Source organism: Faecalibacterium sp. Marseille-Q4896 (assembly GCF_017377615.1).
Classification (GTDB): domain Bacteria; phylum Bacillota; class Clostridia; order Oscillospirales; family Ruminococcaceae; genus Faecalibacterium; species Faecalibacterium taiwanense.
Window position 1 is genome coordinate 147311 of sequence record NZ_JAFREG010000001.1, and the last position, 24766, is coordinate 172076.

At 55.8% G+C, this 24766-nt stretch carries 21 protein-coding genes and 1 riboswitch; of the genes, 13 read left to right on the top strand and 8 right to left on the bottom strand.

The annotated features are described in order from the left end of the window. Position 1: 1 nt before the first annotated feature. Genes J3348_RS00640 through J3348_RS00650 form a run of 3 tightly spaced genes read right to left on the bottom strand, consistent with a single transcriptional unit; the run spans position 2 to position 3821 of the window. A complete protein-coding gene (locus J3348_RS00640; protein WP_097775631.1) occupies positions 2–1351 on the bottom strand; it encodes an ATP-binding protein in 1350 nt (449 codons plus the stop codon). Then, complete coding sequence (locus J3348_RS00645) at positions 1348–2037, bottom strand: response regulator transcription factor (RefSeq protein ID WP_097775630.1); 690 nt, start codon at positions 2035–2037, stop codon at positions 1348–1350. The genes J3348_RS00640 and J3348_RS00645 overlap by 4 nt, the downstream gene beginning before the upstream one ends. Beyond that, positions 2034–3821: a Na/Pi cotransporter family protein gene (locus J3348_RS00650; protein WP_120020220.1), complete on the bottom strand. Its 1788-nt coding sequence runs from the start codon at positions 3819–3821 to the stop codon at positions 2034–2036. Before J3348_RS00650 ends, J3348_RS00645 begins: the two co-directional genes overlap by 4 nt. Positions 3822–4118: 297 nt before the next feature. Between J3348_RS00650 and hprK the strand changes: the two genes are divergently transcribed. The 7 genes from hprK to pta all read left to right on the top strand — a co-directional run bounded on the left by hprK (position 4119) and on the right by pta (position 13882). After that, positions 4119–5054 carry an HPr(Ser) kinase/phosphatase gene (gene hprK, locus J3348_RS00655; RefSeq protein ID WP_005941969.1) on the top strand — a complete coding sequence of 312 codons (936 nt, stop codon included), beginning with the start codon at positions 4119–4121 and terminating at the stop codon, positions 5052–5054. 28 nt (positions 5055–5082) lie between these two features. After that, positions 5083–5979 carry a UDP-N-acetylmuramate dehydrogenase gene (gene murB, locus J3348_RS00660; RefSeq protein WP_207698057.1) on the top strand — a complete coding sequence of 299 codons (897 nt, stop codon included), beginning with the start codon at positions 5083–5085 and terminating at the stop codon, positions 5977–5979. A 34-nt stretch (positions 5980–6013) separates the two neighbouring features. Then, positions 6014–6877 (top strand): RNase adapter RapZ, encoded by an 864-nt coding sequence (rapZ, locus tag J3348_RS00665; protein ID WP_154255707.1) that lies wholly within the window; start codon positions 6014–6016, stop codon positions 6875–6877. A 16-nt stretch (positions 6878–6893) separates the two neighbouring features. Next, positions 6894–7823, top strand: coding sequence for a DNA-binding protein WhiA (whiA, locus tag J3348_RS00670; RefSeq protein ID WP_207698058.1), 930 nt, complete (start codon positions 6894–6896; stop codon positions 7821–7823). Beyond that, a complete protein-coding gene (locus J3348_RS00675) occupies positions 7820–11329 on the top strand; it encodes a DNA polymerase III subunit alpha (protein ID WP_207698059.1) in 3510 nt (1169 codons plus the stop codon). The genes whiA and J3348_RS00675 overlap by 4 nt, the downstream gene beginning before the upstream one ends. A gap of 170 nt (positions 11330–11499) precedes the next feature. Next, positions 11500–12474 carry a 6-phosphofructokinase gene (gene pfkA / locus J3348_RS00680; RefSeq protein ID WP_207698060.1) on the top strand — a complete coding sequence of 325 codons (975 nt, stop codon included), beginning with the start codon at positions 11500–11502 and terminating at the stop codon, positions 12472–12474. A gap of 382 nt (positions 12475–12856) precedes the next feature. Next, positions 12857–13882, top strand: a complete 1026-nt coding sequence (gene pta / locus J3348_RS00685; RefSeq protein WP_207698061.1) for a phosphate acetyltransferase — start codon at positions 12857–12859, stop codon at positions 13880–13882. A 238-nt stretch (positions 13883–14120) separates the two neighbouring features. On the opposite strand, the gene J3348_RS00690 is transcribed toward pta, so the two are convergent. Continuing rightward, a complete protein-coding gene (locus tag J3348_RS00690) occupies positions 14121–15203 on the bottom strand; it encodes a mechanosensitive ion channel family protein (protein WP_044953685.1) in 1083 nt (360 codons plus the stop codon). A gap of 168 nt (positions 15204–15371) precedes the next feature. Continuing rightward, positions 15372–15491, top strand: a riboswitch (FMN riboswitch). A gap of 150 nt (positions 15492–15641) precedes the next feature. Between J3348_RS00690 and J3348_RS00695 the strand changes: the two genes are divergently transcribed. Next, the gene (locus J3348_RS00695) at positions 15642–16241 is read left to right on the top strand and encodes an ECF transporter S component (RefSeq protein WP_005941988.1); all 600 of its coding nucleotides are present in this window, start codon (positions 15642–15644) and stop codon (positions 16239–16241) included. Between the two features lie 126 nt (positions 16242–16367). On the opposite strand, the gene J3348_RS00700 is transcribed toward J3348_RS00695, so the two are convergent. Further along, positions 16368–17786 carry an MATE family efflux transporter gene (locus J3348_RS00700; protein ID WP_097775476.1) on the bottom strand — a complete coding sequence of 473 codons (1419 nt, stop codon included), beginning with the start codon at positions 17784–17786 and terminating at the stop codon, positions 16368–16370. Positions 17787–17957: 171 nt separating this feature from the next. On the opposite strand from J3348_RS00700, the gene J3348_RS00705 reads away from it, so the two are divergent. Continuing rightward, entirely contained in the window at positions 17958–18911 is a 954-nt protein-coding gene (locus J3348_RS00705) for a phospho-N-acetylmuramoyl-pentapeptide-transferase (RefSeq protein WP_005941994.1), read from the top strand. Positions 18912–19018: 107 nt separating this feature from the next. Here the strand turns inward: J3348_RS00705 and J3348_RS00710 are convergent, their stop codons facing one another. The 3 genes from J3348_RS00710 to J3348_RS00720 are packed head-to-tail and all read right to left on the bottom strand — an operon-like array spanning position 19019 to position 21083. After that, complete coding sequence (locus J3348_RS00710; RefSeq protein WP_005941997.1) at positions 19019–19873, bottom strand: tetrahydrofolate dehydrogenase/cyclohydrolase catalytic domain-containing protein; 855 nt, start codon at positions 19871–19873, stop codon at positions 19019–19021. Between the two features lie 11 nt (positions 19874–19884). Then, complete coding sequence (locus tag J3348_RS00715; RefSeq protein WP_207698062.1) at positions 19885–20520, bottom strand: cyclodeaminase/cyclohydrolase family protein; 636 nt, start codon at positions 20518–20520, stop codon at positions 19885–19887. Further along, entirely contained in the window at positions 20511–21083 is a 573-nt protein-coding gene (locus tag J3348_RS00720) for a 5-formyltetrahydrofolate cyclo-ligase (RefSeq protein WP_207698063.1), read from the bottom strand. The genes J3348_RS00715 and J3348_RS00720 overlap by 10 nt, the downstream gene beginning before the upstream one ends. Positions 21084–21333: 250 nt before the next feature. Here J3348_RS00720 and glyA point away from each other — a divergent pair, with 250 nt between their 5' ends. The 4 genes from glyA (at position 21334) to J3348_RS00740 (ending at position 24739) form a co-directional block, all read left to right on the top strand. Beyond that, positions 21334–22587: a serine hydroxymethyltransferase gene (gene glyA, locus J3348_RS00725; protein ID WP_005942005.1), complete on the top strand. Its 1254-nt coding sequence runs from the start codon at positions 21334–21336 to the stop codon at positions 22585–22587. Between the two features lie 101 nt (positions 22588–22688). Then, on the top strand, positions 22689–23204 hold the full coding sequence (locus J3348_RS00730; protein ID WP_207698064.1) for a cob(I)yrinic acid a,c-diamide adenosyltransferase: 516 nt from the start codon (positions 22689–22691) through the stop codon (positions 23202–23204). A gap of 270 nt (positions 23205–23474) precedes the next feature. Next, positions 23475–23735 carry a cation transporter gene (locus tag J3348_RS00735; protein WP_044953687.1) on the top strand — a complete coding sequence of 87 codons (261 nt, stop codon included), beginning with the start codon at positions 23475–23477 and terminating at the stop codon, positions 23733–23735. A 35-nt stretch (positions 23736–23770) separates the two neighbouring features. After that, positions 23771–24739 (top strand): ketopantoate reductase family protein, encoded by a 969-nt coding sequence (locus tag J3348_RS00740; protein WP_207698065.1) that lies wholly within the window; start codon positions 23771–23773, stop codon positions 24737–24739. Positions 24740–24766 lie beyond the last annotated feature (27 nt).

Genomic DNA, 24766 nt, shown 5'->3' on the forward strand with positions numbered 1-24766 from the left:
TTCAGTTGGCAGTGGGGAAGGTGACAGTAATGGTAGTGCCCACATCCACCTGACTTTCCAGCTTGATACGTGCGTTGTGGATGCGTGCGATATGCTTGACGATGGCAAGGCCCAGACCGGTACCGCCGGTAGCCTTGCTGCGGCTCTTATCCACACGATAGAAGCGCTCAAACACGCTGGACTGTGCTTCTTTCGGGATGCCGATGCCGTTATCGGCCACAGTCAGGGTGCAGTGTCCGTCGCGGCTGCAGGCTGTGGTGATCTGTACCTTACCGCCGGGACGATTATAACGGATCGCATTATCGCACAGGTTCTGGCATAGCTCGTCCAGCAGGGCACGGTTGCCGTGCACAAGAGCACTTTCGCCCAGACAGTTCAGCGAGATGTAAGCCCGGCGGGCATTCAGCTTCTGGCGCTCTACGCAGTCCTTGGCAACGGTAAGCAGATCCACTGTCTCCATCTCTGGCTCAGAACCGGCTTCGCTGGCGTTGTCCAGACTGGAAAGCTGCAGGATATCGTTCACCAGCTGGATCATACGGCTGGCCTCCACATGGATCTTCTGGGCAAAGCCCGGCACATCCTCAGGCTTTGCAATGCCGGTCTCGATCAGCTCCGCATAGCCGGAAATACTGGTCAGCGGGGTTTTCAGCTCATGGCTGACATTGGCAGTAAACTCCTGCCGCATCTTTTCATTGTTCTCACGGAGGATGCGGTCAGAGTGGATGCTTTCGGCAAAGGGGACAAGCTCCTTATAGGGAACATTGTCCTGAATATGATCCAGATCTTCGGTCATGCTCAGCACAGGGGAGACCAATGCACGGGTGAGCAGAGCTGCCAGCACAGCGGCGGCCAGCATGAGTGCAACGCAGCTCAGCACGATGGCAGGCAGGGTCGAATCATAAATAGACCAGACCGTTTCTGCATCCTGTGCCATGCGCAAAATCTCACCGTTGGGCAACAGTACGGCATAGTAATAGGTCTCGTAGCCCATGGTCTGGGAGTCGCGGATGTCCCGGCCCACACCTTCGGTCATGGCCTGACGGATCTCCGGGCGGGAGAGATGGTTCTCCATGGGCTGATCGGTAGCAGATTCAAACAGCACGCTGCCGTCCTGCGAGATCAGGGTGATGCGCAGATCATTGGTAACAAAGGACGAAAGCTGCTGCGGGTCCTGCACCAGATCATAACCGGCGCTTACCAGATCGGCTTCCCGCTCAAGGCTGGTCCATGCCTGAGCCGTGAATGCCTTGTGAAAAACAAAGATGCAAAGCGCCGCCGTGAACAGCAGACCAAGGAAGCCCATCAGGAACAGGCGGTAGCTGATCTTTTCTTCCATGCTGCGCAGCTTCATTCTTCACCGGCCTCCTCTTCATCGGTCAGCTTGTAACCCACCTTGCGCACAGTGCAGATGTATTTGCCGGCATCCCCCAGCTTTTTGCGCAGGGTGCGGATATGCATATCCACAGTGCGGCTCTCCACCGAAATGTCGGTGCCCCACACCACCTGCAGAATGGTCTCGCGTGTCACCACCAGATTGGTGTTCTCCAGCAGCAAACGCAGCAGGCTGTACTCCTTGTAGGTCAGCTCCACCGGCGTTCCGCTTACAGTCACGTTGTGACGGGCATTGTCCAGCAGGATCTCGTGAAAGCTGAGTACGTTGGGACGTGCTTCTGGAGCCGAGCGGCGCAAGGCGGCGCGCACCCGGCTCAAAAATTCCATGATGCCAAAAGGCTTTGAGATGTAATCATCGGCACCGCAGTCCAGCCCGCGCACGGTGTCCAGCTCGCTGGACTTAGCCGTGACCATAATGATGGGCAGCCTGCGCAGGGAAGGGGTGTTGCGCAGCTTTTTCAGGATGGAAAAACCGTCCTCACCGGGCAGCATCACGTCTAAGATCACCAGTTCCGGCTCTGCAGCGTGCATGGCCTGCCAGAACGGCTCAGAGCTTTCAAAGCTGGTCACTTCGTATCCGCTGGACTGCAGGGCATACTGTTCCAGCTCCCGGATGGCGGCATCGTCTTCAACAATATAGATCATTTGTCAAAATCCTCCGCAGATTGATTTTCAGGGAAGAGATAGCGTTCACGGTAACGGTCAAGACGGCGATGGAATTCCTCGCTTTCCTTGGTGTCATTGCCGTGACGCAACTCGTTGAGGTATGCGTGGGTATCAAAGCTGTCCTGTGCAACCTCGATCTGTGCAACGGCTACGTTGCTGCAGTGGTCGCACACACGCTCATAGTTGGTCAGCAGGTCGTCCAGCACAAAGCCATATTCAATGGAGCAGCTGCCGGCCTGCAGGCGGGCAATGTGGTGGGCCTTGATGGCACGTACCAGCTCGTTGACCACGGCTTCCAGCGGTTCCACCTTGCTGGCAAGATGCAGATCACCCTTGCGGAAAGCATCAGTGGTGCGGTTCAGAATATCCTGCACCGCATCCTCCAGCACCTGCAGCTCGTCGCGGGCATCCTGCGAGAACTGGATTTCTTTGGTGTGCATCTCTTCGGCAGATTCCATCAGGTTTACGGAATGGTCGCTGATGCGCTCAAAATCGCTGATGGTGTGCAGCAGGGTATTTACGCTCTGGCTGTCGGCATGGTTCAGCTCACGGCTGGAAAGCTTGACGAGATAGGTGCCGAGAGCGTCCTCGTAACGGTCTACCTGCGTCTCTTCCTCGCGGACTTTCTGCGCAAGGGTGTCGTTCCACTCATGAGTCAGGCTCATGGCCTGCATCACGCCCACACGGGCAAGCTCTGCCATTTCAGCAGTTGCAGAGCGTGCACGCTCCACGGCCACGGCAGGGGTGTTCAGCAGGCGGTCATCCAGCAGCGCAAAGCTTTCCTTTTCCGGCGAATCCGGAATGGTGAGGATGGCCAGCTTCTCCAGCAGGTTTGCAAAGGGCAGCAGCACCAGCGTTGCCACGATATTGAACACCGAGTGCACCACAGCGATGCCCCATGCCTCGATGGTGGTGTTCACAAAAGCAAAGTGGCAGACCGTATTCAGGCCGTAAAAGCCGACAAGGAAGATGGTCACACCGATGATGTTGAAGTACAGATGAACCATGGCAGCACGGCGTGCATTCTTGTTGGCACCCACAGAGGAGATCAACGCGGTAACGCAGGTGCCGATGTTCTGACCCATGATAATGGGAATGGCACTGCCGTAGGTGATCACGCCGGTGGCGCTCAGCGCCTGCAGAATACCCACGCTGGCGCTGGAGCTCTGGATGATGCCGGTAACAAGGGCACCCACCAGAACGCCCAGAAGGGGGTTGGAAAAGCGGGTGAACAGGCTGGTGAACCATGCCTCGTTCTGCAGGGGCAGGACGGCGTTAGACATGGTGGTCATGCCAGTCATCAGCACGGCAAAGCCGATGAGGATGGTGCCCACGCCTTTTTTCTTCTCACTCTTACACATATACAGCAAAATGCCGATAAATGCAAGCAAAGGACTGAAAGAAGTGGGTTTGAGCAGATTGATGAGGAGGCTGTCGCCCTGCAGGCCGGAAAGGCTCAGGATCCAGCTGGTGACAGTGGTGCCCACATTGCTGCCCATGATCACGCCGATGGCCTGATGCAGCTCCATGATGCCGCTGTTGACAAAGCCGACCACCATGACCGTGGTAGCGCTGGAACTCTGGATCACAGCGGTGACGCACAGGCCAAGGAAAAAGCCTTTAAGGGGGTTGTCAGTCAGCTTGCTCAGGATCTTCTGCAGCTGGCCGCCGGCCTGCTTTTCCAGTGCTTTGCCCATGATGTCCATGCCGAACAGGAACAGGGCAAGACCTCCAAGCAGGGAAAAGACATTGAAGATGGTCATAAAGATTTCCTCACTTTTGTTTGACGTGTTTTTGATGTGTTTCTCCTGATTTTGAGTATACAGATGCAATGTAAAATCCAAAATCGAGGGAATGTAAAATCCGTGTAAAGGTAAGAAAAATGTAAAAAATCAGTACATGGCTGCGCTGCTGCGTGCATTCTTGCCGGGCTGCGAAAAAGCCGCCCGCACAATATTGTTTTTTACCGATCGTTCTATTATAATAATAAGAAGGAATCCTGCACGGTACCTGACAGCAGGCAGGGCTGTGCAGCAAAAGGGAGCACAGGAGGAACAAGAATGGGCACATTCAATGTCTCGCTCAAAACGCTGACCGACCGTGTCAGCATGGAAGTTGTCTATACGCCGAAGGAACTGGATCAGATCTGTGTGGAGATCGCCGAAGTGAACCGCCCGGGTCTGTTTCTGGCGGGCTATTACGATTATTTTGATAAGCTGCGTCTGCAGATCATGGGTCTGGCCGAGATGAACTTTCTGTCCGGCCTTTCACCGGAAAAACGCTACGAAGCGCTGGATCAGCTGTTCCGTCAGCAGCCGCCGGCTGTTATCGTCTGCCGCAGCGAAGAACTGACTCCCTTCCCGGAGATGCAGGAGCTGGCCCAGAAGCATGGTGTTGCACTGCTGCGCTCCAACGAGACCACCTGCACTCTGATGGGCAGCCTGATCAGTGTGCTGAATCTGGAACTGGCACCGCGTATCACCCGCCATGGTGTGCTGGTGGAAGTGTACGGCGAAGGCATCCTGATCCTGGGCGACAGCGGCATTGGCAAAAGCGAGCTTGCCATCGAGCTGGTCAAGCGCGGCCACCGCCTTGTGGCAGATGATGCGGTGGAGCTGCGCAAGGTGTCCAACCGTCAGATCATGGGTACTGCCCCGGAGAATATCCGCCACTTCATTGAGCTGCGCGGCATTGGCATCGTCAATGTGGCCCGTGTGTACGGCGTGGGCGCGGTCAAGCTGAGCGAAAGCCTTGACCTTGTGGTTCAGCTGGAAGCATGGGACCCCACTAAGAACTACCAGCGCACCGGTCTGGAAAACGAATACTACGACATTCTGGGCGTCAGCATTCCCAGCACCAGCATTCCGGTCTCACCGGGCCGCAATCTGGCTGTCGTGCTGGAAACTGCAGCCATCAACAATCGCCAGAAGAAGATGGGTTACAACGCAGCGCGTGAACTGCTGATCCGTCTGGGTCTGGACGATAAAATGGATTGATCCCACACCGCAAAAGGAGCAAGTTATCATGGAACGATTCAAGCAGAAACTGCAGGCAGCGGCGATCCCGTTCAGGGAGAATGAACCGCTTGCGGCGCACTGTACCTTTAAAATCGGAGGCCCGGCACAGCTGTTTGTCATGCCGGAAAACGAGCAGCAGCTCTGCAGTGCAGTTGCGCTTTGCAAAGAGCAGGCTGTCCGCTATTACCTGCTGGGCAACGGCAGCAACATCCTGTTTGCGGACGAAGGCTTTTCCGGCGTGGTGATCGATGTTTCGGCACTGGACGCAGAGATCGCGGTGGAAGATACAGTCCTGACCGCAGGCGCAGGTGTCCGCCTTGCGGCACTGTGTAAGGCGGCACTGAAGCATGGCCTGTCCGGGCTGGAATTTGCCTACGGCATCCCCGGCACGGTGGGCGGTGCAGTGTATATGAATGCGGGTGCCTACGGCGGCGAGATGAAGGACGTGCTCACCACAGTGCGGTATCTGGCGGCAGAAGGCGAGGTCAGAGAAGTGCCTGCCGCAGAGCTGGATCTCCGCTATCGCCACAGCATTTTTGAAGAGAACAGCGGCTGCATCCTCTCGGCACAGTTCCATCTGCAGCCCGGAAACGCAGCGGACATCCGTGCAAAAATGGATGAATTGATGGCCAAGCGTGTGGAAAAGCAGCCGCTGGATAAGCCCAGCGCCGGCAGCACCTTCAAGCGCCCGGCGGGTGCTTTTGCGGCTGCGCTGATCGACCAGTGCGGCCTGCGCGGCTATCGCCACGGCGGCGCAGCCGTCAGCGATAAGCACTGCGGCTTTGTGGTAAACCTTGGCGGCGCTACCTGTGCTGATGTGCTGGCACTCTGTGACGAGGTGCGCGCCATCGTAAAGGAAAAGACGGGCTACGACCTTGAAAAAGAGATCCGGGTCGTCCGATAACGGAAAAAGCAAAAAAGGAGCGGTAGATCAGATTATGGAGCTGTTGATCGTCAGCGGACTTTCCGGTGCAGGCAAGTCGGTGGCTATGAATGCGCTGGAAGATATCGGTTTTTTCTGTATAGATAATGTTCCGGCCGGACTGCTGCCCAGCATCACTGCATTCTCGGAAGCGGGCGACAGCCAGCTGGAGCGGGTGGCTCTTTCCATGGATGTGCGCGGCTGCCGCACCAGCGAAGAGATCGAGCGTGCGCTCGACAAGCTGGATGAGCAGGGTGTGGATTATAAAATTCTATTTCTGGATGCCCCGGACGATGTACTCATGCGCCGCTACAGCGAGACCCGCCGCCGCCACCCCATCAGCATTGCCGAGGGCATTTCCACCCGGGAGGCCTTTGCAAAGGAACGCAAAATATTGAAGCCTTTGCAGGAGCGTGCAGATTACGTCATCAATACCGCCCTGCTTTCTACAGCACAAAACAAAGAACGCATCTGCGATCTTTTTGCAAAAAATGGCGGAGCCAAGGGCGCCATGCGCCTGACCGTGATGTCCTTTGGATTCAAATTCGGCATCCCGCCGGAGGCAGACCTTGTGCTGGATGTGCGCTGCCTGCCCAACCCCTTCTACGTGCCGGAACTCAAGCATAAGACCGGCCTTGATCAGGATGTGGTGGATTTTGTCATGAGCCACCCGGAAGCACAGGAACTGCTCAAGCGGTATGAGAACTTTTTGCAGTATGCACTGCCGCTGTACGTCAAGGAGGGCAAAAGCCAGCTGACCATTGCGGTGGGATGTACCGGCGGCAAGCACCGTTCCATTACATTTGCGCGTAAGATCGCGGAGTATTGCACGCAACTCGGCTACGAGCCGGGCGTGCAGCATCGTGATGTCAAACGCTGACAGAATTCGAGGAAGTATGAGTAGTTTTGCATCCCGCGCGCGGGAGGAGATCGCGCAGCGCAGCATCCAGAAGGATTGCTGTGTGCGTGCGGCAGCTTATGGCATTGCGTGCTTTGCCAAATATTTTGATGCAAAGGGTCTGGTGGTGCAGACCGAGCAGCAGGAGACGGTGCAGGCTGCCCAGCAGCTGTTCGCACGCTGTGGCGTGCAGGGCGAGATCCTGCACAAGCAGCGACCCAGCGGCGTGCTGTATGAATTCAACATTCGCGCGCCGGAGCAGGTGGCCCGGGTGCACGAGCTGTTCGGCACCACGGGCAGCGAGACCAGCCTGCAGATCGACCCCCGCCTTATCCGCTGTCAGACCTGCGTCAGTGCGTACATTGGCGCAGCTTTTTTGTGCAGTGGAACGGTCATTGATCCGCAGAAAGAATATAATCTGGAATTTCTTACCTCCCGCACCAATCTGGCACGGGACTTTGAAGCGCTGCTGGCAGAGCATGAGTTTGCACCGCACCGCACCCGCCGCAACGGCGTGAACCTGATCTACGTCAAGACCGGGGCCAATGTGGAACGGCTGCTCAGCTTTATGGGCGCTGGAAACGCTGCAGAGGAAATGCATGCGCAAAAAGCCTTCAAACAGGTACGCAACCAGACCAACCGACAGACCAACTGTGATACGGCAAACCTTGGCAAAACGGCCCGTGCCAATGCGCAGACGCTGAAGGCCATCCGCTTTCTGGAAGAGCAGGATGCCCTTAGCACTCTGCCGGAGGTATTGCAGGAGGCCGCTGCCAAGCGGATGCAGTACCCAGATCTTTCGCTCACAGCGCTGTGCGGCTGCTTTGAGCCACCCGTGAGCAAATCCGGCCTGTCGCACCGGATGAAGAAGCTGGAGGCATTGGCCGAAACGCTGCGGCAGAATCTGGAACAGGAGGCAAAAGCATGAGCGAAGCATTAGCCAATACCCGGCCTTTTGTCCATCTGCATATCCACACAGAGTACAGCCTGCTGGATGGTGCCTGCCGCATTGACCAGCTGATGGATCGCGTAAAAGAGTGCGGACAGACCGCCATTGCCTGCACCGACCACGGCGTGATGTACGGCTGCGTGCAGTTTTATAAGGCTGCAAAAAAGGCTGGCATCAAGCCCATCATCGGCTGTGAGGTGTATGTGGCCACCCGCACCCGCTTTGACAAGGTAAATAAGATCGACGGCAACAACCACCTGATCCTGCTGTGCAAAAATGAGACCGGCTACAAAAACCTGATCAAAATGGTGTCGGCCGCCTTTGTGGAGGGCTTTTATTCCAAGCCCCGCATTGATAAGGAACTGCTGGAAAAATATCACGAAGGTCTGATCTGCCTGTCGGCCTGTTTGGCAGGCGAAGTTCCACAGGCCATTCTGGCGGGCGATTATGAGCGCGCCAAAGCAGCAGCGCTGTGGTATCGAGACCTCTTCGGCGAGGAAAACTATTATATCGAGCTTCAGGACCATGGTCTGGAAGAGGATAATACTGTGCTGCCGCAGCTCATCAAGCTTGCACGGGAGACCGGAATTCCCATGGCAGCCACCAACGACTCCCACTATCTGCGCAAGGAGGATGCCAAAATGCAGGGCATCCTGCTCTGCATCCAGACCGGCAAGACCATTCAGGATGCGGATAAAATGGAGTTCCAGACCGACGAGTTCTATGTCAAAACGACAGACGAAATGTACGAGCTGTTCTCCATGGTGCCGGAAGCCTGCGAGAATACCGCCAAAATTGCCGAACAGTGTAACTTTGATTTTGATTTTGGACACACTAAAATTCCATATTACAAAGCGCCGAACGGTATGGATAATCAGGCGTTTTTTGAAAAGCTCTGCTGGGAAGGTCTGGAGCGCCGCTACGGCCCCAATGTTCCGCAGGCCAACAAAGACCGTCTGGAATACGAGATCGGCGTGGTCAAAAAGATGGGCTACACGAACTACTATCTTATCGTGTGGGACTACGTGAACTACGCCAAGAGTCAGGGTATCCCGGTAGGCCCGGGCCGTGGCTCCGGCGCAGGCAGCATTGCGGCTTACAGCGTGGGCATCACGGATATCGACCCCATCCGTTATAACCTGATCTTTGAGCGCTTCCTGAACCCGGAGCGCGTCAGTATGCCAGATTTTGATGTGGACTTCTGCTACGAGCGCCGTCAGGAAGTGATCGATTACGTCAACCGGAAATATGGTGCCGACCATGTGGCTCAGATCGTCACCTTTGGCACCATGGCCGCCCGCAACGCCATCCGCGATGTGGGCCGCGTGATGGGCATTCCGTATCAGCAGGTAGATGTCGTGGCAAAGCAGGTGCCCATGGAGCTGAAAATGACGCTGAAGCGTGCGTTGGAGGTATCGCCGGAACTTAAGCGGATGTACGATACCGACCCGCAGGTCACAGAGCTGATCGACACGGCCTTGAAGGTGGAGGGCATGCCCCGCCATGCTTCCACCCATGCGGCGGGTGTCGTCATTACCCCGGAGCCTACGGACTACTATCTGCCGCTGGCCACCAACGACGGCCTGCCTGTGACCCAGTTCAACATGACCGAGATCGAAGAACTTGGCCTTTTGAAGATGGACTTTCTGGGCCTGCGCACGCTGACCGTCATTCATGACGCGGAAACTGCTGTGCAGAAGCTCCACCCGGAGTTTTCCATCCAGAAGCTGGATTACGACGATCCGGACACCTACAGGATGCTGGGGCAGGGAGACACCGAGGGTGTGTTCCAGCTGGAATCTTCCGGCATGAAGCAGGTGCTTGTGGGCCTGCAGCCGCAGAACCTAGAAGACATTATCGCTCTGATCAGCCTGTACCGTCCCGGCCCCATGGATTCGATCCCCACCTACCTGCGCAACCGCCACGAGCCGGACAAAATCAGCTATAAGACCCCACGGCTGGCCCACATTCTGGATGTGACCAATGGCTGCATCGTCTATCAGGAGCAGGTCATGCAGATCTTCCGGGAGCTGGCAGGTTTCTCTTTTGGTCAGGCAGACAATGTCCGCCGTGCCATGAGCAAAAAGAAACATGCCGTCATGGAGGCCGAGCGAGAGCACTTTGTGTACGGCTGCACCGATCCCGGCAACGAATGCCCCGGCTGTGTGGCAAACGGCATCTCTGAGAAGGTGGCCAATGAGATCTACGATGAAATGTCCAGTTTCGCTTCATATGCGTTCAATAAGAGCCATGCGGCCTGCTATGCCTATGTGGCATTCCAGACGGCCTACCTCAAGTGCCATTATCCCAGTGAGTTCATGGCGGCTTTGCTGACCAGTGTGCTGGATAACACGGATAAGGTCATTGAATATTCCGGCGAGTGTGCCCGCCTTGGCATCAAGGTGCTGCCGCCGGATGTGAATGTTTCCAACGGCGGCTTTACGGCGGATGGAAGCGGTCAGATCCGCTTTGGCCTGAATGCGGTCAAAAATGTGGGCCGCAACCTGATCGAGAATGTGGTGAAGGGGCGGCAGAATAAGCCTTACACCAGCCTGTACGATTTCTGCAAGCGGATGCATGGCAATGAACTGAACCGCCGGGCAGTGGAGTGCCTCATCAAGGCCGGCGCATTCGATCATCTGGGCAACAACCGCCACAGCCATGTGGAGGCCGTGGAGGGCATTCTGAAGAGCATTGAGACCGACTCTCGGCGCAATCTGGATGGACAGCTGGATCTGTTCTCGGTGATGAGCGGGGAAGCACAGAGCGGTGCTTCCGAGGATAGCTATGAAATAAAGCAGCTGCCGGAATACAGCCATAAGGAACTGCTCCAGCAGGAAAAGGAAGTCAGCGGCCTGTATCTGTCCGGTCATCCGCTGGATGCTTACCGGGAACAATCGGCACGCATTGCATCCCACACCATCAAGGATCTTACAGGGGAAGATGCCCATGTGAAGGATGGAGAAAAAGTGCGCATTGTGTGCGCGGTGGTAAAAAGCCGCATGATGACCACAAAGTCCAACAGCATGATGGCTTTTACCAGCGTAGAAGATCTGACCGGCACCATGGAAGTGATCGTATTCCCAAAGGTGCTGGATGCTTTCCGGGATTCACTGCACGAAAATGCAGTCGTCGTGATCGATGGCAGACTGTCGGTACGGGAGGATGAAGCTTCCAAGCTGCTGGCAGAGAGCATCGTCCCGATCGAAAATTACGATCCGGCCCGACTGGATAACGGCAGGCCGGACCCGATGAAAACGGCAGCAAAGAAGCTGTATATCCGTGTGCCTTCCCGCAGCAGCAGGGAATATGCAAAGGTGGTCAATCTGCTTGGCATTTTTGATGGGGACATGCCGGTGCTCCTGTATCTGACCGATACCAAGCAGTATCTGCGTGTGCCGCGCCATCTGTACGCATCCGGCCATCCGCTGCTGTTCAAAGAGCTGGAAAGGCTGGTCGGAACGGACAACATTGCAACAAAATGACATTTCCGTGCACGAATCTTAACGCAAATCCGGCGGGATGGCTGTTTCCAAAATAAGGCGTTTGTGTTATAATGATTCAAGGCAAATGAAGTGCTTTGGACAGCGTTAAAACGGAGAGCGCTGTGATACCATTGGGTAAATGAAGAAACAAATTGGAGGGAAACTCTCGTATGGAAAAGCAGATCAAAACGATTGGCGTATTGACGAGCGGTGGTGATGCTCCTGGCATGAACGCTGCCGTGCGCGCCGTAGTCCGTACCGGCCTGCATAAGGGTTACCGCATGATCGGCATTCAGCGTGGCTACAATGGCCTGCTGAACGGCGAATGCTTTGAGATGAACCTGCGCAGTGTATCGAACATCATCTCTGCAGGCGGTACCATTCTGTATACCGCCCGCTGTCTGGAATTCAAGACCAAGGAAGGTCAGGACAAGGGTGCAGAGAAGTGCCGCGAACTGGGCATTGATGCGCTGGTGGTCATTGGCGGCGACGGTTCTTACCGCGGCGCTCGTGAGCTGGCCCACCGCGGCATTCCGATGATCGGTCTGCCCGGCACTATTGACAACGATATTTCCTGCACCGATTACACCATTGGCTACGATACCGCCATGAATACCGCGCTGGAGATGATCGACAAGCTGCGCGATACCACCCAGAGCCATGACCGCTGCAGTGTGGTCGAGGTCATGGGCCGCAACGCCGGTTATATTGCTCTGAATGTTGCAATTGCTTCCGGCGCTATGGCTGTTCTACTGCCGGAGAAGGAATTTGACATGCAGCGTGATATTCTGGATAAGATCGCTGAGACTCAGAAGACCGGCAAGCGTCACTTCATTATTATTGTTGCCGAGGGTGTCGGCCATGCACAGGAGATCGCAAACGAGATTCAGGCACGCACCGGCATCGACTCCCGCGCCACCATTCTGGGCCATGTCCAGCGCGGTGGTTCTCCCACTCTGCGTGACCGTGTGAACGCTTCTGCAATGGGCTACCATGCTGTGTGCCTGCTGGAGCAGGGCAAGTATAACCGCATCGTCGGCATGAAGGGCGAAAAGCTGGTGGATTACCCTGTGGATGAAGCTCTTGAAATGACTAAGACGCTTGACCCGGTGCTGCTGGACGTGGCAAACACCATTTCTATCTGATATTTATAAAGCCAATACTATGGAGCTGTTCTCTCGAAGAATCGGGAGGATGGCTCTTTTTTTGCGTTTTAACGTAAAAAATGCATGAACTGACTGGAACTTTCTGCATTTAAAAAAAGAAAAATCGTGAATGAAAAGTGCATAGCTTAAAATTGAAATTTGTGGAAGGTGGTTTACGGGAAATTGTGAAGGAATACGCAGGGCGTGTTTTACTACTTTGGCAGGAAAATAACGATGATGCGTGAGGCAAAAATTGTAGCACAAAAAGCCAATTTTGTCTTGAACTTTTTGCCGTATGTGCTAGAATAAAAGAGAAAGGCATCCTTGTGTCCAACAGATATCTGGATGTGAATATTGGAAAGTAAATTCGGAGGTAATCACAATGGCTGATATGTTTGCACCGCTGGTAGCACAGCTGAAGGCAAATCCCAAGACGATCGTTTTCACCGAGGGCAATGATCCCCGCATTCTGGAGGCCGCTGCAAAGCTGCTGGCCGAGGGCGTGCTGAAGGTCGTCATGGTGGGCAACGAGGCTGAGTGCAAGGCTGCTGCTGCCGCCGGTAACTTTGATATTTCCGCTGCCGAGATCATCGACCCCGAGAACTATGCCGGTTTCGATGAGATGGTCAACACCATGGTGGAGCTGCGCAAGGGCAAGCAGACCGCTGAGGAGTGCACCGCTCTGCTGAAGAAGTCCAACTACTTCGGCACCATGCTGGTGAAGATGGGCAAGGCTGATTGCCTGCTGGGCGGCGCTACTTACTCCACTGCCGACACCATTCGTCCCGCTCTGCAGCTGGTCAAGACCAAGAAGGGCGCACATCTGGTCAGCTCCTGCTTCATTCTGGACCGTGACTGCGGTGAAGAGGGCCTGAAGCGCATTGCCATGGGCGACTGCGCTGTTAACATCGACTATACCGATACCATTGATAAGGCTACCGGCGAGGTCAAGATCCCTGCTGCTGCAAAGCTGGCTGAGGTCGCTGTTGAGACTGCTAAGACCGCAAAGTTGTTCGGCATCGATCCGAAGGTTGCTGTGCTGAGCTTCTCCACCAAGGGCTCCGGCAAGGGCGGCACCGTTGCTTTGAGCCATGACGCTGTGATCAAGGCTCAGGAAATGGATCCCGAGTTGGCTGTGGACGGTGAGCTGCAGTTTGACGCTGCCGTTGCTCCCGAAGTTGCACAGGTCAAGTGCAAGGGCAGCAAGGTGGCTGGTCAGGCCAACACCTTCATCTTCCCCTGCATCGAGGCCGGCAACATCGGCTATAAGATTGCTCAGCGTCTGGGTGGTTATGCAGCTTACGGCCCCATCCTGCAGGGTCTGAACGCTCCCATCAACGACCTGTCCCGTGGCTGCAACGCCGACGAGGTCTACAAGATGAGCCTGATCACTGCCTGCCAGTCTTGAGCTGACTGATTGAAAATAGCCGCCGCATTCACCGTACAAAACGGGCAGAATGTTGAGGCCTCAAAGGCAGATTTCAAAAAATGAGTATAGAAAAGCTGAGCATCTGTGAAAAGGCAGGTGCTCAGCTTTTTGCATTTTCAGTTCCGAAAAATTCTACTCTTTTTGAGGGAAAAAGATGAGATTTTTGCTTTCCGCTTTTCGTTGGCGCTATTTTGCAACAGCCCCTTTACAGGTTTGCTCAGTTCTTTTCGATATACACGCTGGTGGAGGGGAACGCAAAATCCACACCGTCGGCCTGCATGATGTCCATAATGTTCAGGTTCAGGTCGTTCTGCATCTGCAAAAATTCCGCGTAGGCGTTAGTCAGCAGGTAGGCGGAGACCAGAATGTTGATGCTGGAATCGCCAAAGTTTGCAAGCTGTACGATGTTGGTACCCTTGTTGGTGTAAGGGCTTGCGTCCAGCATGGTCTGCAAGTCTTTCATCAGCTGTTCCAGCTTCGGGCGGGTGGTGCCATAGGTGACACCCAGATTGAACTTGTAGGGCCGCATGGTGCGCAGGGCGGCGTTCTGCACGGTGGAAGAGCAGATCTTACTGTTCGTCACCACATTGATGGTTTTATCCAGCGAGCGGATGCGGGTGGAACGGAAGTTGATGTCGATCACTTCGCCTTCCACATCGCCCACAGTGATCCAGTCGCCCACCGAGAAGGGCTTGTCCAGCAGAATCACGATGCCGGAAAACAGGTTGCTGGCGCTTTCCTGTGCGGCCAGCGAGATGGTCAGACCAACCAGACCGGCACCGGCGACAATGCTGCCGATGGGAAAGCCCACTTCTTGTGCCAACGCTGCCACGCACAGCACGATCACCAGCACCTTGTAGGCGGTGTCCAGCAAAGAGCAGAGCGTTTTGTTGGAGCGGATCTCCGGGCTGCAGGAAGCCAGCAGCAGGTCGGCCAGATCCGATGCCGCATACAGGCCTTCGCAGACCAGCAGGGTCATGACAAGGCGGAAGCAGACCAACAGCAGCTTGGCAATGCCGGGAATGGCCCAGGGCAGGGAAGCTGCCGCCAGATATACGCCAACCGCAGTGCACATGCGCTGGATGGGTACCGCAAAGCTGCGCAGCAGGATGGGAGTGCCGTTAAAGTGCCACTTGCGGGCCAGCAGTGCCGGAATGCCCCTTTTGCTCAGCCAGCGGCGTACCAGCCATGCGGCAAGCAGAATGAGCAGTGCGCACCCTGCGCGCGCAGCCAGTGCAAACCAGCCCTCCAGCAGCACAGAGCCAAGCTCAAACGAAAGATCACGAATAGAAAAGATCATGATAACCTCCTGAATTTTATACGACCCATCTATGATACCATACCGCACCCACCCGGGCAAGAGCTTACAGAGAAGGGAGCTTGAAAGAATTACTTTGACATTTTTTGCACAAATTTTAAGATGTCCTCTTGACAAGCTGGGCCTGCCACGCTATACTTTGTGCCAGAAAGTTCGTTTCAGGGCGGGGTGAGATTCCCCACTGGCGGTAAAGTCCGCGACCACCCGCAAGGGTGCTGACCCGGTGCAACTCCGGGACCAACGGTATAGTCCGGATGCAAGAAACGGCAGGCAAATCGTTGTCTACGCGCCCTGTTGCAGTGTTTTTGTTGCAGCAGGGCGCTTTTCTATTTGTCCTTCCCGTTCCAAAAAACAAGATACGAAAAGAGCTTTCGGAACAATTTTTGTAAGGGGCATCTTACCCCGGGAAGGATCATTACCATGAAAAAAAGCACGACTCACAATCTTACTGTTGCCGCCATGCTCAGCGCGGTGGCCTTTATCCTGATGTTCATTGAGTTTCCCATTCCGATGCTCATCCCGTCCTTCGTCAAGATGGACTTTTCTGACCTGCCGGCTCTGCTGGGTGCCTTTGCTCTCGGCCCGGTGTACGGTGTGGTCATCAGCTTTATGAAGAACCTGCTGCACATCGTTATCAAGGGCACTTCCACTGCATGCGTGGGCGAGCTGTGCAACTTCATGCTGGGTGCGGTTTTCTCCGCTGTGGCAGGCGTTATCTATAAGCACCACAAGAGCCGCAAGACCGCCATCATTGGTGCTATTGCAGGCGCTGCAGCCATGGCTGTGTTCAGCGTACCGTCCAACTACTTCATCACCTATCCGGCCTATGTGCAGTTCTACCACATGCCGCTGGAAGCCATCCTCGGCATGTATCAGGCCATCCTGCCTTCTGCAGACAGCCTCATCAAGTGCCTTGTCATCTTCAATATGCCCTTCACGCTGGTCAAAGGCCTGCTGGATGCAGTGCTGTGCATGCTGATCTACAAGCCGCTGTCTCCCATCCTGCACGGCAGAAAGTAACTTGTTCTCCATTTTTTCTTCTTCTCAAATCATATAACCACAGCAAAACTCCCCGGTCAGGTCCCGCAGTGCGGTTCCCGGCCGGGGAGCTGTTATTTAGAGGAAAATATATCCGCCAGCGGTCGATCAGGCTAATGCCCCTTTGTCCAGCCATCTGCCGCGTACCAGCCGCACAAGGAACAGCACCCCGCGCATGGTCAGCTCAAAGCTCATGGCCATCCATACGCCCACCAGCCCAAAATGCGGAGCCAGCAGGGAAGCCAGCGTGAGCCGGATGCCCCACATGCTGACAAGGTTCAGCACAAAGCATCCCGTGCTGTCTCCGGCACCCTGCATGGCACCGCTGGCAACGATACTGGCACCGAACATCGGTTCGGCCAGTGCTTCAATGCGCAGCACCTGTGCGCCCAGCGCAATAACTGCCGCATCTGCGGTGAAAATACCCATCAGGTTTGGCGCAAAAATGTACATGCCAACACCGGTCAGCGCCATGATGCCTATGCCCATGCCGGTGCACAGCCAGGCAAAGTTTTTTGCCATATCCCGACGGTTTGCGCCCACGGCCTGCCCCACCAGTGCAAGGGATGCATCCTGAATGCCATAGCCTGCCATGTAGCACAGGCTTTCGGCGCTCACACCCAGACTGTTGGCAGCAATGGCGGTGGTGCCAAGGCCGGATACGATGCGGATGAGCAGCACCTGCGCCGAGGAAAGAACTGCACGCTCTGCGGCCAGCGGTGCGCCTACCTTCCACAGGTTCTGCAGGCAGGCTTTGGTAATGTGCCAGGAGCCGGGCTTGCGGATGCACAGCGGGCCGTCCCGCAGCAGCAGGATGGCAAGGGTCAGCACACCGCTGATAGCGGTAGCAAGGGCGGTGCCCAGTGCTGCGCCCGGTACCCCCCAGCCAAGGCCCCAGACGGTCATTGTGCGGCCAAACACCACCATCTCACGGGTGGGATTGATGAGGCAGAAGTTAAAGATCACATCCAGCACGCAGGTCAGCACGCTGATAAGGCCCGGTGTCAGGGCATCGCCGGAGGAACGCAGCATGGAGGAGTAGGTTCCCATGATCATCAAAAAGGGCAGGGAAGCCGACCAGATGGCAAAGTAGGCCGAAGCATCCGCCTGCAGGGAAGGGTCGGCGCCCAGCCATCCGGGCAGAAAACGGCTGATGCCAATGCCGAAGGCCGCAGCTGCAAGGCCCACCACAAGGTTGAAGATCATAGATTGGCGCAATACACCGCGTGCATCGTCCTGCCGGTCTGCACCCAGATACTGTGCCACCTGAATGGCAAAGGACATATATAGACCGGCCAGCATTCCATGCATGAGCCACGTGCTGGAACTGACGATGCCAATGGATGCCGTAGCAGATGCACCGATATGCCCCACCATGGCTGCGTCGATGTACTCCACCGCAGTTACCACGATCTGCTGCAGGATGGATGGGATGCTCAGTGTGAGCACCACCTGCATGGTGTGCCGCAGCGGCACCTGTTCGCCCCGGCGCATCTGCGCCGAAAGCTGCTCAAGAGAGATGGACATGAGTTCTCCTTTTATAGAAACAATAACTTTTTCGACAGACTGATATACTATTATAAGTGCGGTGCTGCAGAAAGTCAATCAAACGTGGATTTTTCTCCGGGAATGATTGATTTTTTATGGATAGCGTGATACACTTCTCTCACAAACATAAAAGAAAGAGGAACTTTGAATATGATCGAATCACTGCTTTCGGTCGTAGGACAGCGCGGTGTCGATGCTCTGGCATTCCTGCTGGCGTTTGCCCTTACGGCTTTGATGGACTCCGTTTTTCACGATAAGCTTCCGCACGACCATGGCCGCGAGTTTGCGGTGAACGGTGCGCTTTCCAAGGGTAAGGCCCGTGGTTCCGGCCTGATCTTCGTGCTGTGCATCGCACTGGTATCGCTGGCATTCCTGCCGTTCAAGGTGGAATACGTCATCTACACCATCCTGCTCATTGCATCCATGCTGTCCGGCTACTTTGACGATGCTGCTGAAACTGCATGGAATGAGTATAAAAAGGGTATCATTGATTTTGCCATTGCCATTGTTGCAGGTGTGACCTACCTCAACTTCAACGGCTGCGGTGTGAATTTCCTGCAGTGGAGCTTCACTCTGCCGTATGCTGTGTACCTGCTGCTGATCGTTATTCTGATCTGGACCAGCATCAATGTGGTCAACTGCACCGACGGCGTGGACGGCCTTTCGGCAAGTGTTGCAGTGGTGACCATCGGCACCTACCTGCTGGCCTATAAAACAGAGCTGGCCGAGTACGGCACCGCAGGCGTTGTGTTCATGGGTGCGCTGCTGGCCTATCTGTGGTCCAACGCAAAGCCGTCCAGCCTGCTGATGGGCGATGCCGGCAGCCGCGCAATGGGCTTCTTTATCGCAATGCTGTCCCTCAAATGCGGCCATCCGTTTGCCTTCCTGCTGGCAGCCATCGTGTTCATCGTGGATGGCAGTCTGGGCATCCTGAAGATCAGCCTGAAGCGCTTTTTGCACATTTCCATCCTCAAGAACACCCGCACCCCTTTGCACGACCACGCCCGCAAGAATAAGGGCTGGAGCGACGAGCAGGTGGTGGCCCGCTGGCTGATCATGCAGTGTGTGGCTTCGGCTTTGCTGCTGCTCATTGTCCGCGGCTAAAATATAGCAATCAAAAAAGACGCTTGGTCTTGTCTGAATATGTTTTCCCGGCAGGGAAGCATACAGCAGTGTATCAAGCGTCTTTTATTTTATAGTTCTATCATTCGTTACAGCCCGGCCTTTTTTGCTGCAGCCTGCACGACATGGCCCACCAGCACCGAGGTGGTCACAGTGCCCACACCGCCGGGTACCGGCGTGATGGCATCCACTACCGGCTCTGCTTCGCTGAACTTTACGTCACCGCACAGCTTGCCCTTTTCGTTCACATGGATGCCCACGTCTACCACGGTCTGGCCCTCACGCAGGCAGTCGGCACCCACGGCACCCATCTTGCCCATGGCCACTACTACCACATCTGCTTCCTTGCAGATGGCGGGCAGGTTCTGCGTGCGGGAATTGCAGATGGTCACGGTGGCGTTCTCGCGGTCCAGCATCATGGCTGCGGGCTTGCCTACCACAAGGCTGCGGCCCACTACGACAGCGCGCCTGCCGGAAAGCGGAATGTTGTAATACTTCAGGATCTCAAGGCAGGCCTGCGCAGTGCAGGGAGCATAGCCGAGATCGGTATTAGTGAACACACCGGCCAGAGAATCGTCCGTGATGCCGTCAATGTCCTTTTCCGGAGCCAGCGCCGCACGCACAGTGCGGTCATTGAACTGCTTGGGCAGCGGACGGAACAGCAGGCATCCGTGGATGGTATCCTCTGCGTTCACCTCGGCGATCACCTTCAGCAGATCGTCCTGCGAAGCATCGGCGGGCAGAAGAAACTGCTTTACCTCCACACCCACCTTGCCGCAGCGGGCGATCACGCCGCGCTCGTAGGAGAGGTCGTCCTCCCGCTCACCCACACGCACCACGGCCAGCGTGGGAGTGATGCCTTTTGCCTTGAGCTGCTCACACAGCGCCGCATTGCGTTCGTTCATAGCGGCTACAACGGGTGCGCCCTTCAAAATCGTTGCCATAATACTTTTCCTCACTTATTCCGCAATTTGTTCGTCACGGATGCAAAAACAGCGTCTGCCCGCGACACAAATTCATCCAGCAGTTTGTCTGTTTTTGCGTCCAACGCAGCAGCGCGCTCACGGTCTGCCATCAGCTTTGTGTTGATGAACACATTCAGGCTTGCGGCCTGCAAGGCTGCCTTGCACAGAGCGGCTGCACAGCCTGCGTCCGAGACGGCCATCACGCTGCCCTTGGCGGCGTATTCTTCCACCAGAGCAATGCCCTCGGCGCACTTTTCCATGACCTCAAGTGGCACGGCACAGGCGGCATCCAGCGCCTTTTCCAGCACGGCGGCTTTGTGTGCAGCCTGCTCTGGTGTGTCCTTGGGCAGGCCGTAGGCCGCAGCCAGCGGCGCAAAGGCATCGGCATCGGCCTGCACCAGCGCCTCCAGCTCTTTGCGCAGGGCATCGGCCCTTGTGTTCAGGGCCTGAATGTCTGCTTCCACGGCGGCATATTTCTTTTTGCCGGTGGTCAGGTTGCCCACCATATTGCCCAGTGCTACACCGGCAGCACCCACCAGCGCCGCCGTTCCGCCGCCGCCCGGCGTGGGGGCTTTGCTGGCCAGCTCTGCGAGAAATTTCTCACAGCTCAGCTTAGTCATTTCCATTTGTAAATACCCCTCTCTGTTACATAGGCATCCAGCCGCTGGTCGTGCTCGTCTACGGCAGCATGTTCCACCCGCTGTGCCTCAAATGCAATGCCGATCTTCACCGCGTTTTTGCAGCGGGGAAGATACCGGTCGTAATAGCCCTTGCCCATGCCGACCCGGAAGCAGTCTGCATCAAAAGCCGTGCAGGGTACAAGGACCAGATCCAGTGCTTCCGGCAGCAGAATCTCCGACCGGCTCAGGATGGGGGTGCGGATGCCGTACTGTCCCATCTCCCAGCCGTCCGGGCCGGGCACAGCGGCTGTAAGGGAATACGCCTCGCCGCACACCGGATAGGCCAGCGTTTTGCCTTGCGCCTGCGCCTTTTCCGCAAGGGCAGAAAGGTCGGCTTCGGAACCAAACGCCGCGTACAGCAGGATGGTCTGCGCATTCTGCACGGCAGCCAGCTGCCAGAGGAATGCGCACAAAGCGGCATTTGCAGCCTTGCGTTCTTCCGGGCCGAGAGCCTTGCGTGCGGCACGGCCCGCTTTGCGCTGGGTCTGCTTTGCTTCACTGACCGTCACCAGAGAACACCTCGCTTCATCTGAAGGTTGACTGACTTGAAAAATATACAAAAACGACACTGCATTTTTATACAAGTATAATAAACACTTCAGACGAAAAAAGCAAGCCTTTTGGCAAAATGGAAGTTGAAGATTCTGCAGCTTTCTGCTATGATAAAAGAAAGCAATTCGGTTCGTGCGCGGAGCAGGGTGGCTTGAAGAGATCCAGAGATCCGGGGCTTTCTCCGGAAATTGAGAGGGGTAGAATATTATGTACAATGAAATGATGGACACCATCGGTCTGGTCAATACCGTTGATCCGGAGTTGGCCGCAGCCATGGATCGCGAGCTGAACCGTCAGCGCCAAAACATTGAACTGATCGCCAGTGAGAACATCGTCTCTCCCGCCGTCATGGCCGCAATGGGCAGCATCCTGACCAACAAGTACGCCGAGGGCCTGCCCGGCAAGCGCTACTATGGCGGCTGTGTCTATGTGGACGAGGTGGAGAACATTGCCATCGAGCGTGCCTGCAAGCTGTTCGGCGCAAAATATGCCAATGTTCAGCCCCACTCCGGTGCACAGGCCAATCTGGCAGTTTATTTTGCTCTGCTGGATCTGGGCGATACTGTCATGGGCATGGACCTGTCTCAGGGCGGCCATCTGACCCACGGTTCTCCGGTGAACATGTCCGGCAAGAACTATAACTTTGTCTCTTACGGTGTCAATGCCGACGGCGTGATCGACTATGCTGAGCTGGAAAAGCAGGTTAAAAAGGTGCGCCCCAAGCTGATCGTGGCCGGTGCATCTGCATATCCCCGTGCCATCGATTTTGAGAAGATCGCTGAGATCGCCCACGGCTATGGTGCATATCTGATGGTGGATATGGCCCACATTGCCGGTCTGGTGGCAGGCGGCTATCACCAGAGTCCTGTGCCGTATGCTGATGTTGTTACCACCACCACCCACAAGACCCTGCGCGGCCCCCGCGGCGGTCTGATCCTGACCAACAATCCCATTCTTGCAAAGCGCATCAATTCTGCCGTGTTCCCCGGCACCCAGGGTGGCCCGCTGGAGCATGTGATCGCCGCAAAAGCTGTCTGCTTTGGTGAAGCACTGAAGCCGGAGTTCAAGGAATATGCCCGCAAGATCGTGGAGAATGCACAGGCTCTGGCAGCAGAGCTGCAGGCACGCGGTGTCAAGCTGGTGTCCGGCGGTACGGATAACCACCTCATGCTGATCGACCTGCGTGACGAGGAGTGCACCGGCAAGGAGCTGGAAGCACGTCTGGACAGCGTGCACATCACCGCCAATAAGAACACTGTCCCCGGCGAGACCCGCAGCCCGTTCGTGACTTCTGGCGTGCGTCTGGGCACCCCGGCTGTTACCACCCGCGGCATGGGCGTGGCCGAGATGAAGGTGATCGCCGACTGCATCGCCGATTGCATCTGGCACTACGACGAGAAGAAGGACGAGATCAGTGACCGTGTGCTGAAGCTGACCCGGGATTTCCCTCTGTATCAGTAAATATCGCATTGCTTGAAAGAGGAAGCGCCTTCGGGTGCTTCCTCTTCCTTTTTTGCTGGGTTTGTGTTACCATAAACGCAAAGACAAAAGGAGAAATGACCATGAAGCGTACAGGGCTGTTACATCTATATTACGGTGATGGCAAGGGCAAGACCACCGCTGCCATGGGCCTTGCTTTGCGGGCCATGGGCAGCGGAAAGCGGGTGGTGATCCTGCAGTTCCTCAAAGGCGGCAAAAGCGGCGAGGTGCCGCTGCTGGAACAGCTGGGTGCAAAGGTGTACCGCGGCAAGGCGGGGCAGAAATTCGTGTTCCAGATGAACGAAGCGGAAAAGGAAGCCACCCGCCAGCTGCAGAATGCGAACCTCACAGCGGCCATGGCCGCCCCTGCCGACCTGCTGATTTTGGACGAAGCAGGCAGCGCATGGGAACTGGATATGGTGGATAAAGCCCTGTTGCAAAAGGCTGTGCTGGAACGCCCGGCAGAGCAGGAATGCGTGCTTACTGCCCATGCTGCGCCACAGTGGATGCTGGACGCTGCGGACTATGTGACCGAGATGAAGTGCCACCGCCACCCTTACCAGAGGGGAATTTCCGCCCGGAAGGGCATTGAATACTGACCACGGCAGCAGGATACCGGGTGCATGAGTGAAAAGCGCAAAAACCGGGATGGGGTATTTTTCATCTTGCATTTAGCCCACTAGTGTGATATGATGAAGACAAGAAATCATGCGTGCATTTTCTGAGCAGACCCACCACAGAACAGGGAACCGCTCCGCACCGCTGCCGGGCAGTTCCCGACGGCGTTTTGTTTGAAACTACGGTTAGCGCTTCCTAACAGATTCTGCGTCAACGGGCCGATGCGCGCAGAAGATCTGGAGGGGAATAAAATGATTGAAACGATCGTAAAAGTAGATGGTATGATGTGCGGCATGTGCGAGAGCCATGTCAACGAAGCCGTGCGCAAGGCCTTCCCGGAGGTGAAAAGGGTGTCGTCCTCGCAGGCAAAAGCCCAGACGGTGATCCACTCGGAACAGCCGCTGGACGAGCAGAAGCTGCGGGATGCCATCAATGCAACCGGCTATGAGGTCAAGGGCGTAAGCAGTGCACCTTACGAGAAAAAAGGCTTTTTCTCGTTTTTGAAAAAGTAAGCAAACCTTAACACACATAAGGGAGGCGTATCTGGATGAGGATTCTGGTTTACGGTGCGGGCGTTTTGGGCTGCGAGCTGGCCCATGTGCTGATGCAGAACAAAAAGAACGTTGTCACGCTGCTTGCACGCGGAGAGTGGAAGGAAATGATCGACCAGAAGGGTTTGGTCATCCGCCACTGGGTGCAGCGCAAGACCACAACGGAACGGATCAAAACCGTGGACACTCTCGCCCCGGATGATTATTATGATCTCGTCTTTGTGGTCGTGCAGGCGGGCCAGCTGCCGGATGTGCTTCCTGTGCTCAAGGCCAACAAGAGCCAGTATTTTGTGTTTGTGGGCAACAACCCGCAGGCAAAGCAGGTGCTGGAATTCATGCAGCGCCCGGCGGATAAGATCGCATTCGGCTTTCAGGGCACGGCAGGCCGCCGTGAACACGACCATGTGGTCAGTGTGTACGCCAGTGCTGGCATGACGGTGGGCGGTGCCACAACTCCGCTTTCTGGCACCTTCCGAACCCGGCTCAAGACCGCCTTTGACGGTGCAAAATACAAGCTGACCTTCTATGGCGATATGGATGAATGGCTCAAGTGCCACATTGCATTCGTTCTGCCGGCGTGCTATGTGTGCTATGCCTGCAACGGCGATCTGCACCGGGCCACCAAGCAGCAGCGCGGTGCCATTCTGGATGCCGCCTATGAAGCCTGCCTGATGCTCAAGGATGCGGGCATCCCGGTGAACGATGCCAACAACACCGATAATTTCCAGCCCGGCACATCGGCCCGCCGTAAGATGGAAGCGATGGTGTTTACCATGACAAAAACACCGCTGGGCAGATTGTGCGTTTCGGATCACGCCATGCACGCAGTGTCCGAAATGAAGTATCTGGACGAAGCGTTCGATGCTCTGCGCAGGCAGACCGGCACGGCAATGCCCATGTGGGAAAAGCTGCGCAATGAAATGCCCTCGTGGGATAGCCTGCAGAACCGGAAAGCAGCAAAATAAAACAAAAAAGAATCAAAGGCACTGCCG

What these genes read in the sequence shown, in the direction of transcription:
- glyA (WP_005942005.1), top strand. Translation starts at nt 21,334, where the DNA reads ATGTACAATGAAATGATGGACACCATCGGTCTGGTCAATACCGTTGAT.
- whiA (WP_207698058.1), top strand. Translation starts at nt 6,894, where the DNA reads ATGAGTAGTTTTGCATCCCGCGCGCGGGAGGAGATCGCGCAGCGCAGC.
- J3348_RS00700 (WP_097775476.1), bottom strand. Translation starts at nt 17,786, where the DNA reads ATGTCCATCTCTCTTGAGCAGCTTTCGGCGCAGATGCGCCGGGGCGAA.
- J3348_RS00730 (WP_207698064.1), top strand. Translation starts at nt 22,689, where the DNA reads ATGAAGCGTACAGGGCTGTTACATCTATATTACGGTGATGGCAAGGGC.
- rapZ (WP_154255707.1), top strand. Translation starts at nt 6,014, where the DNA reads ATGGAGCTGTTGATCGTCAGCGGACTTTCCGGTGCAGGCAAGTCGGTG.
- J3348_RS00650 (WP_120020220.1), bottom strand. Translation starts at nt 3,821, where the DNA reads ATGACCATCTTCAATGTCTTTTCCCTGCTTGGAGGTCTTGCCCTGTTC.
- J3348_RS00695 (WP_005941988.1), top strand. Translation starts at nt 15,642, where the DNA reads ATGAAAAAAAGCACGACTCACAATCTTACTGTTGCCGCCATGCTCAGC.
- J3348_RS00735 (WP_044953687.1), top strand. Translation starts at nt 23,475, where the DNA reads ATGATTGAAACGATCGTAAAAGTAGATGGTATGATGTGCGGCATGTGC.
- J3348_RS00740 (WP_207698065.1), top strand. Translation starts at nt 23,771, where the DNA reads ATGAGGATTCTGGTTTACGGTGCGGGCGTTTTGGGCTGCGAGCTGGCC.
- J3348_RS00710 (WP_005941997.1), bottom strand. Translation starts at nt 19,873, where the DNA reads ATGGCAACGATTTTGAAGGGCGCACCCGTTGTAGCCGCTATGAACGAA.
- J3348_RS00690 (WP_044953685.1), bottom strand. Translation starts at nt 15,203, where the DNA reads ATGATCTTTTCTATTCGTGATCTTTCGTTTGAGCTTGGCTCTGTGCTG.
- pta (WP_207698061.1), top strand. Translation starts at nt 12,857, where the DNA reads ATGGCTGATATGTTTGCACCGCTGGTAGCACAGCTGAAGGCAAATCCC.
- J3348_RS00640 (WP_097775631.1), bottom strand. Translation starts at nt 1,351, where the DNA reads ATGAAGCTGCGCAGCATGGAAGAAAAGATCAGCTACCGCCTGTTCCTG.
- J3348_RS00645 (WP_097775630.1), bottom strand. Translation starts at nt 2,037, where the DNA reads ATGATCTATATTGTTGAAGACGATGCCGCCATCCGGGAGCTGGAACAG.
- J3348_RS00675 (WP_207698059.1), top strand. Translation starts at nt 7,820, where the DNA reads ATGAGCGAAGCATTAGCCAATACCCGGCCTTTTGTCCATCTGCATATC.
- J3348_RS00705 (WP_005941994.1), top strand. Translation starts at nt 17,958, where the DNA reads ATGATCGAATCACTGCTTTCGGTCGTAGGACAGCGCGGTGTCGATGCT.
- hprK (WP_005941969.1), top strand. Translation starts at nt 4,119, where the DNA reads ATGGGCACATTCAATGTCTCGCTCAAAACGCTGACCGACCGTGTCAGC.
- murB (WP_207698057.1), top strand. Translation starts at nt 5,083, where the DNA reads ATGGAACGATTCAAGCAGAAACTGCAGGCAGCGGCGATCCCGTTCAGG.
- J3348_RS00715 (WP_207698062.1), bottom strand. Translation starts at nt 20,520, where the DNA reads ATGGAAATGACTAAGCTGAGCTGTGAGAAATTTCTCGCAGAGCTGGCC.
- pfkA (WP_207698060.1), top strand. Translation starts at nt 11,500, where the DNA reads ATGGAAAAGCAGATCAAAACGATTGGCGTATTGACGAGCGGTGGTGAT.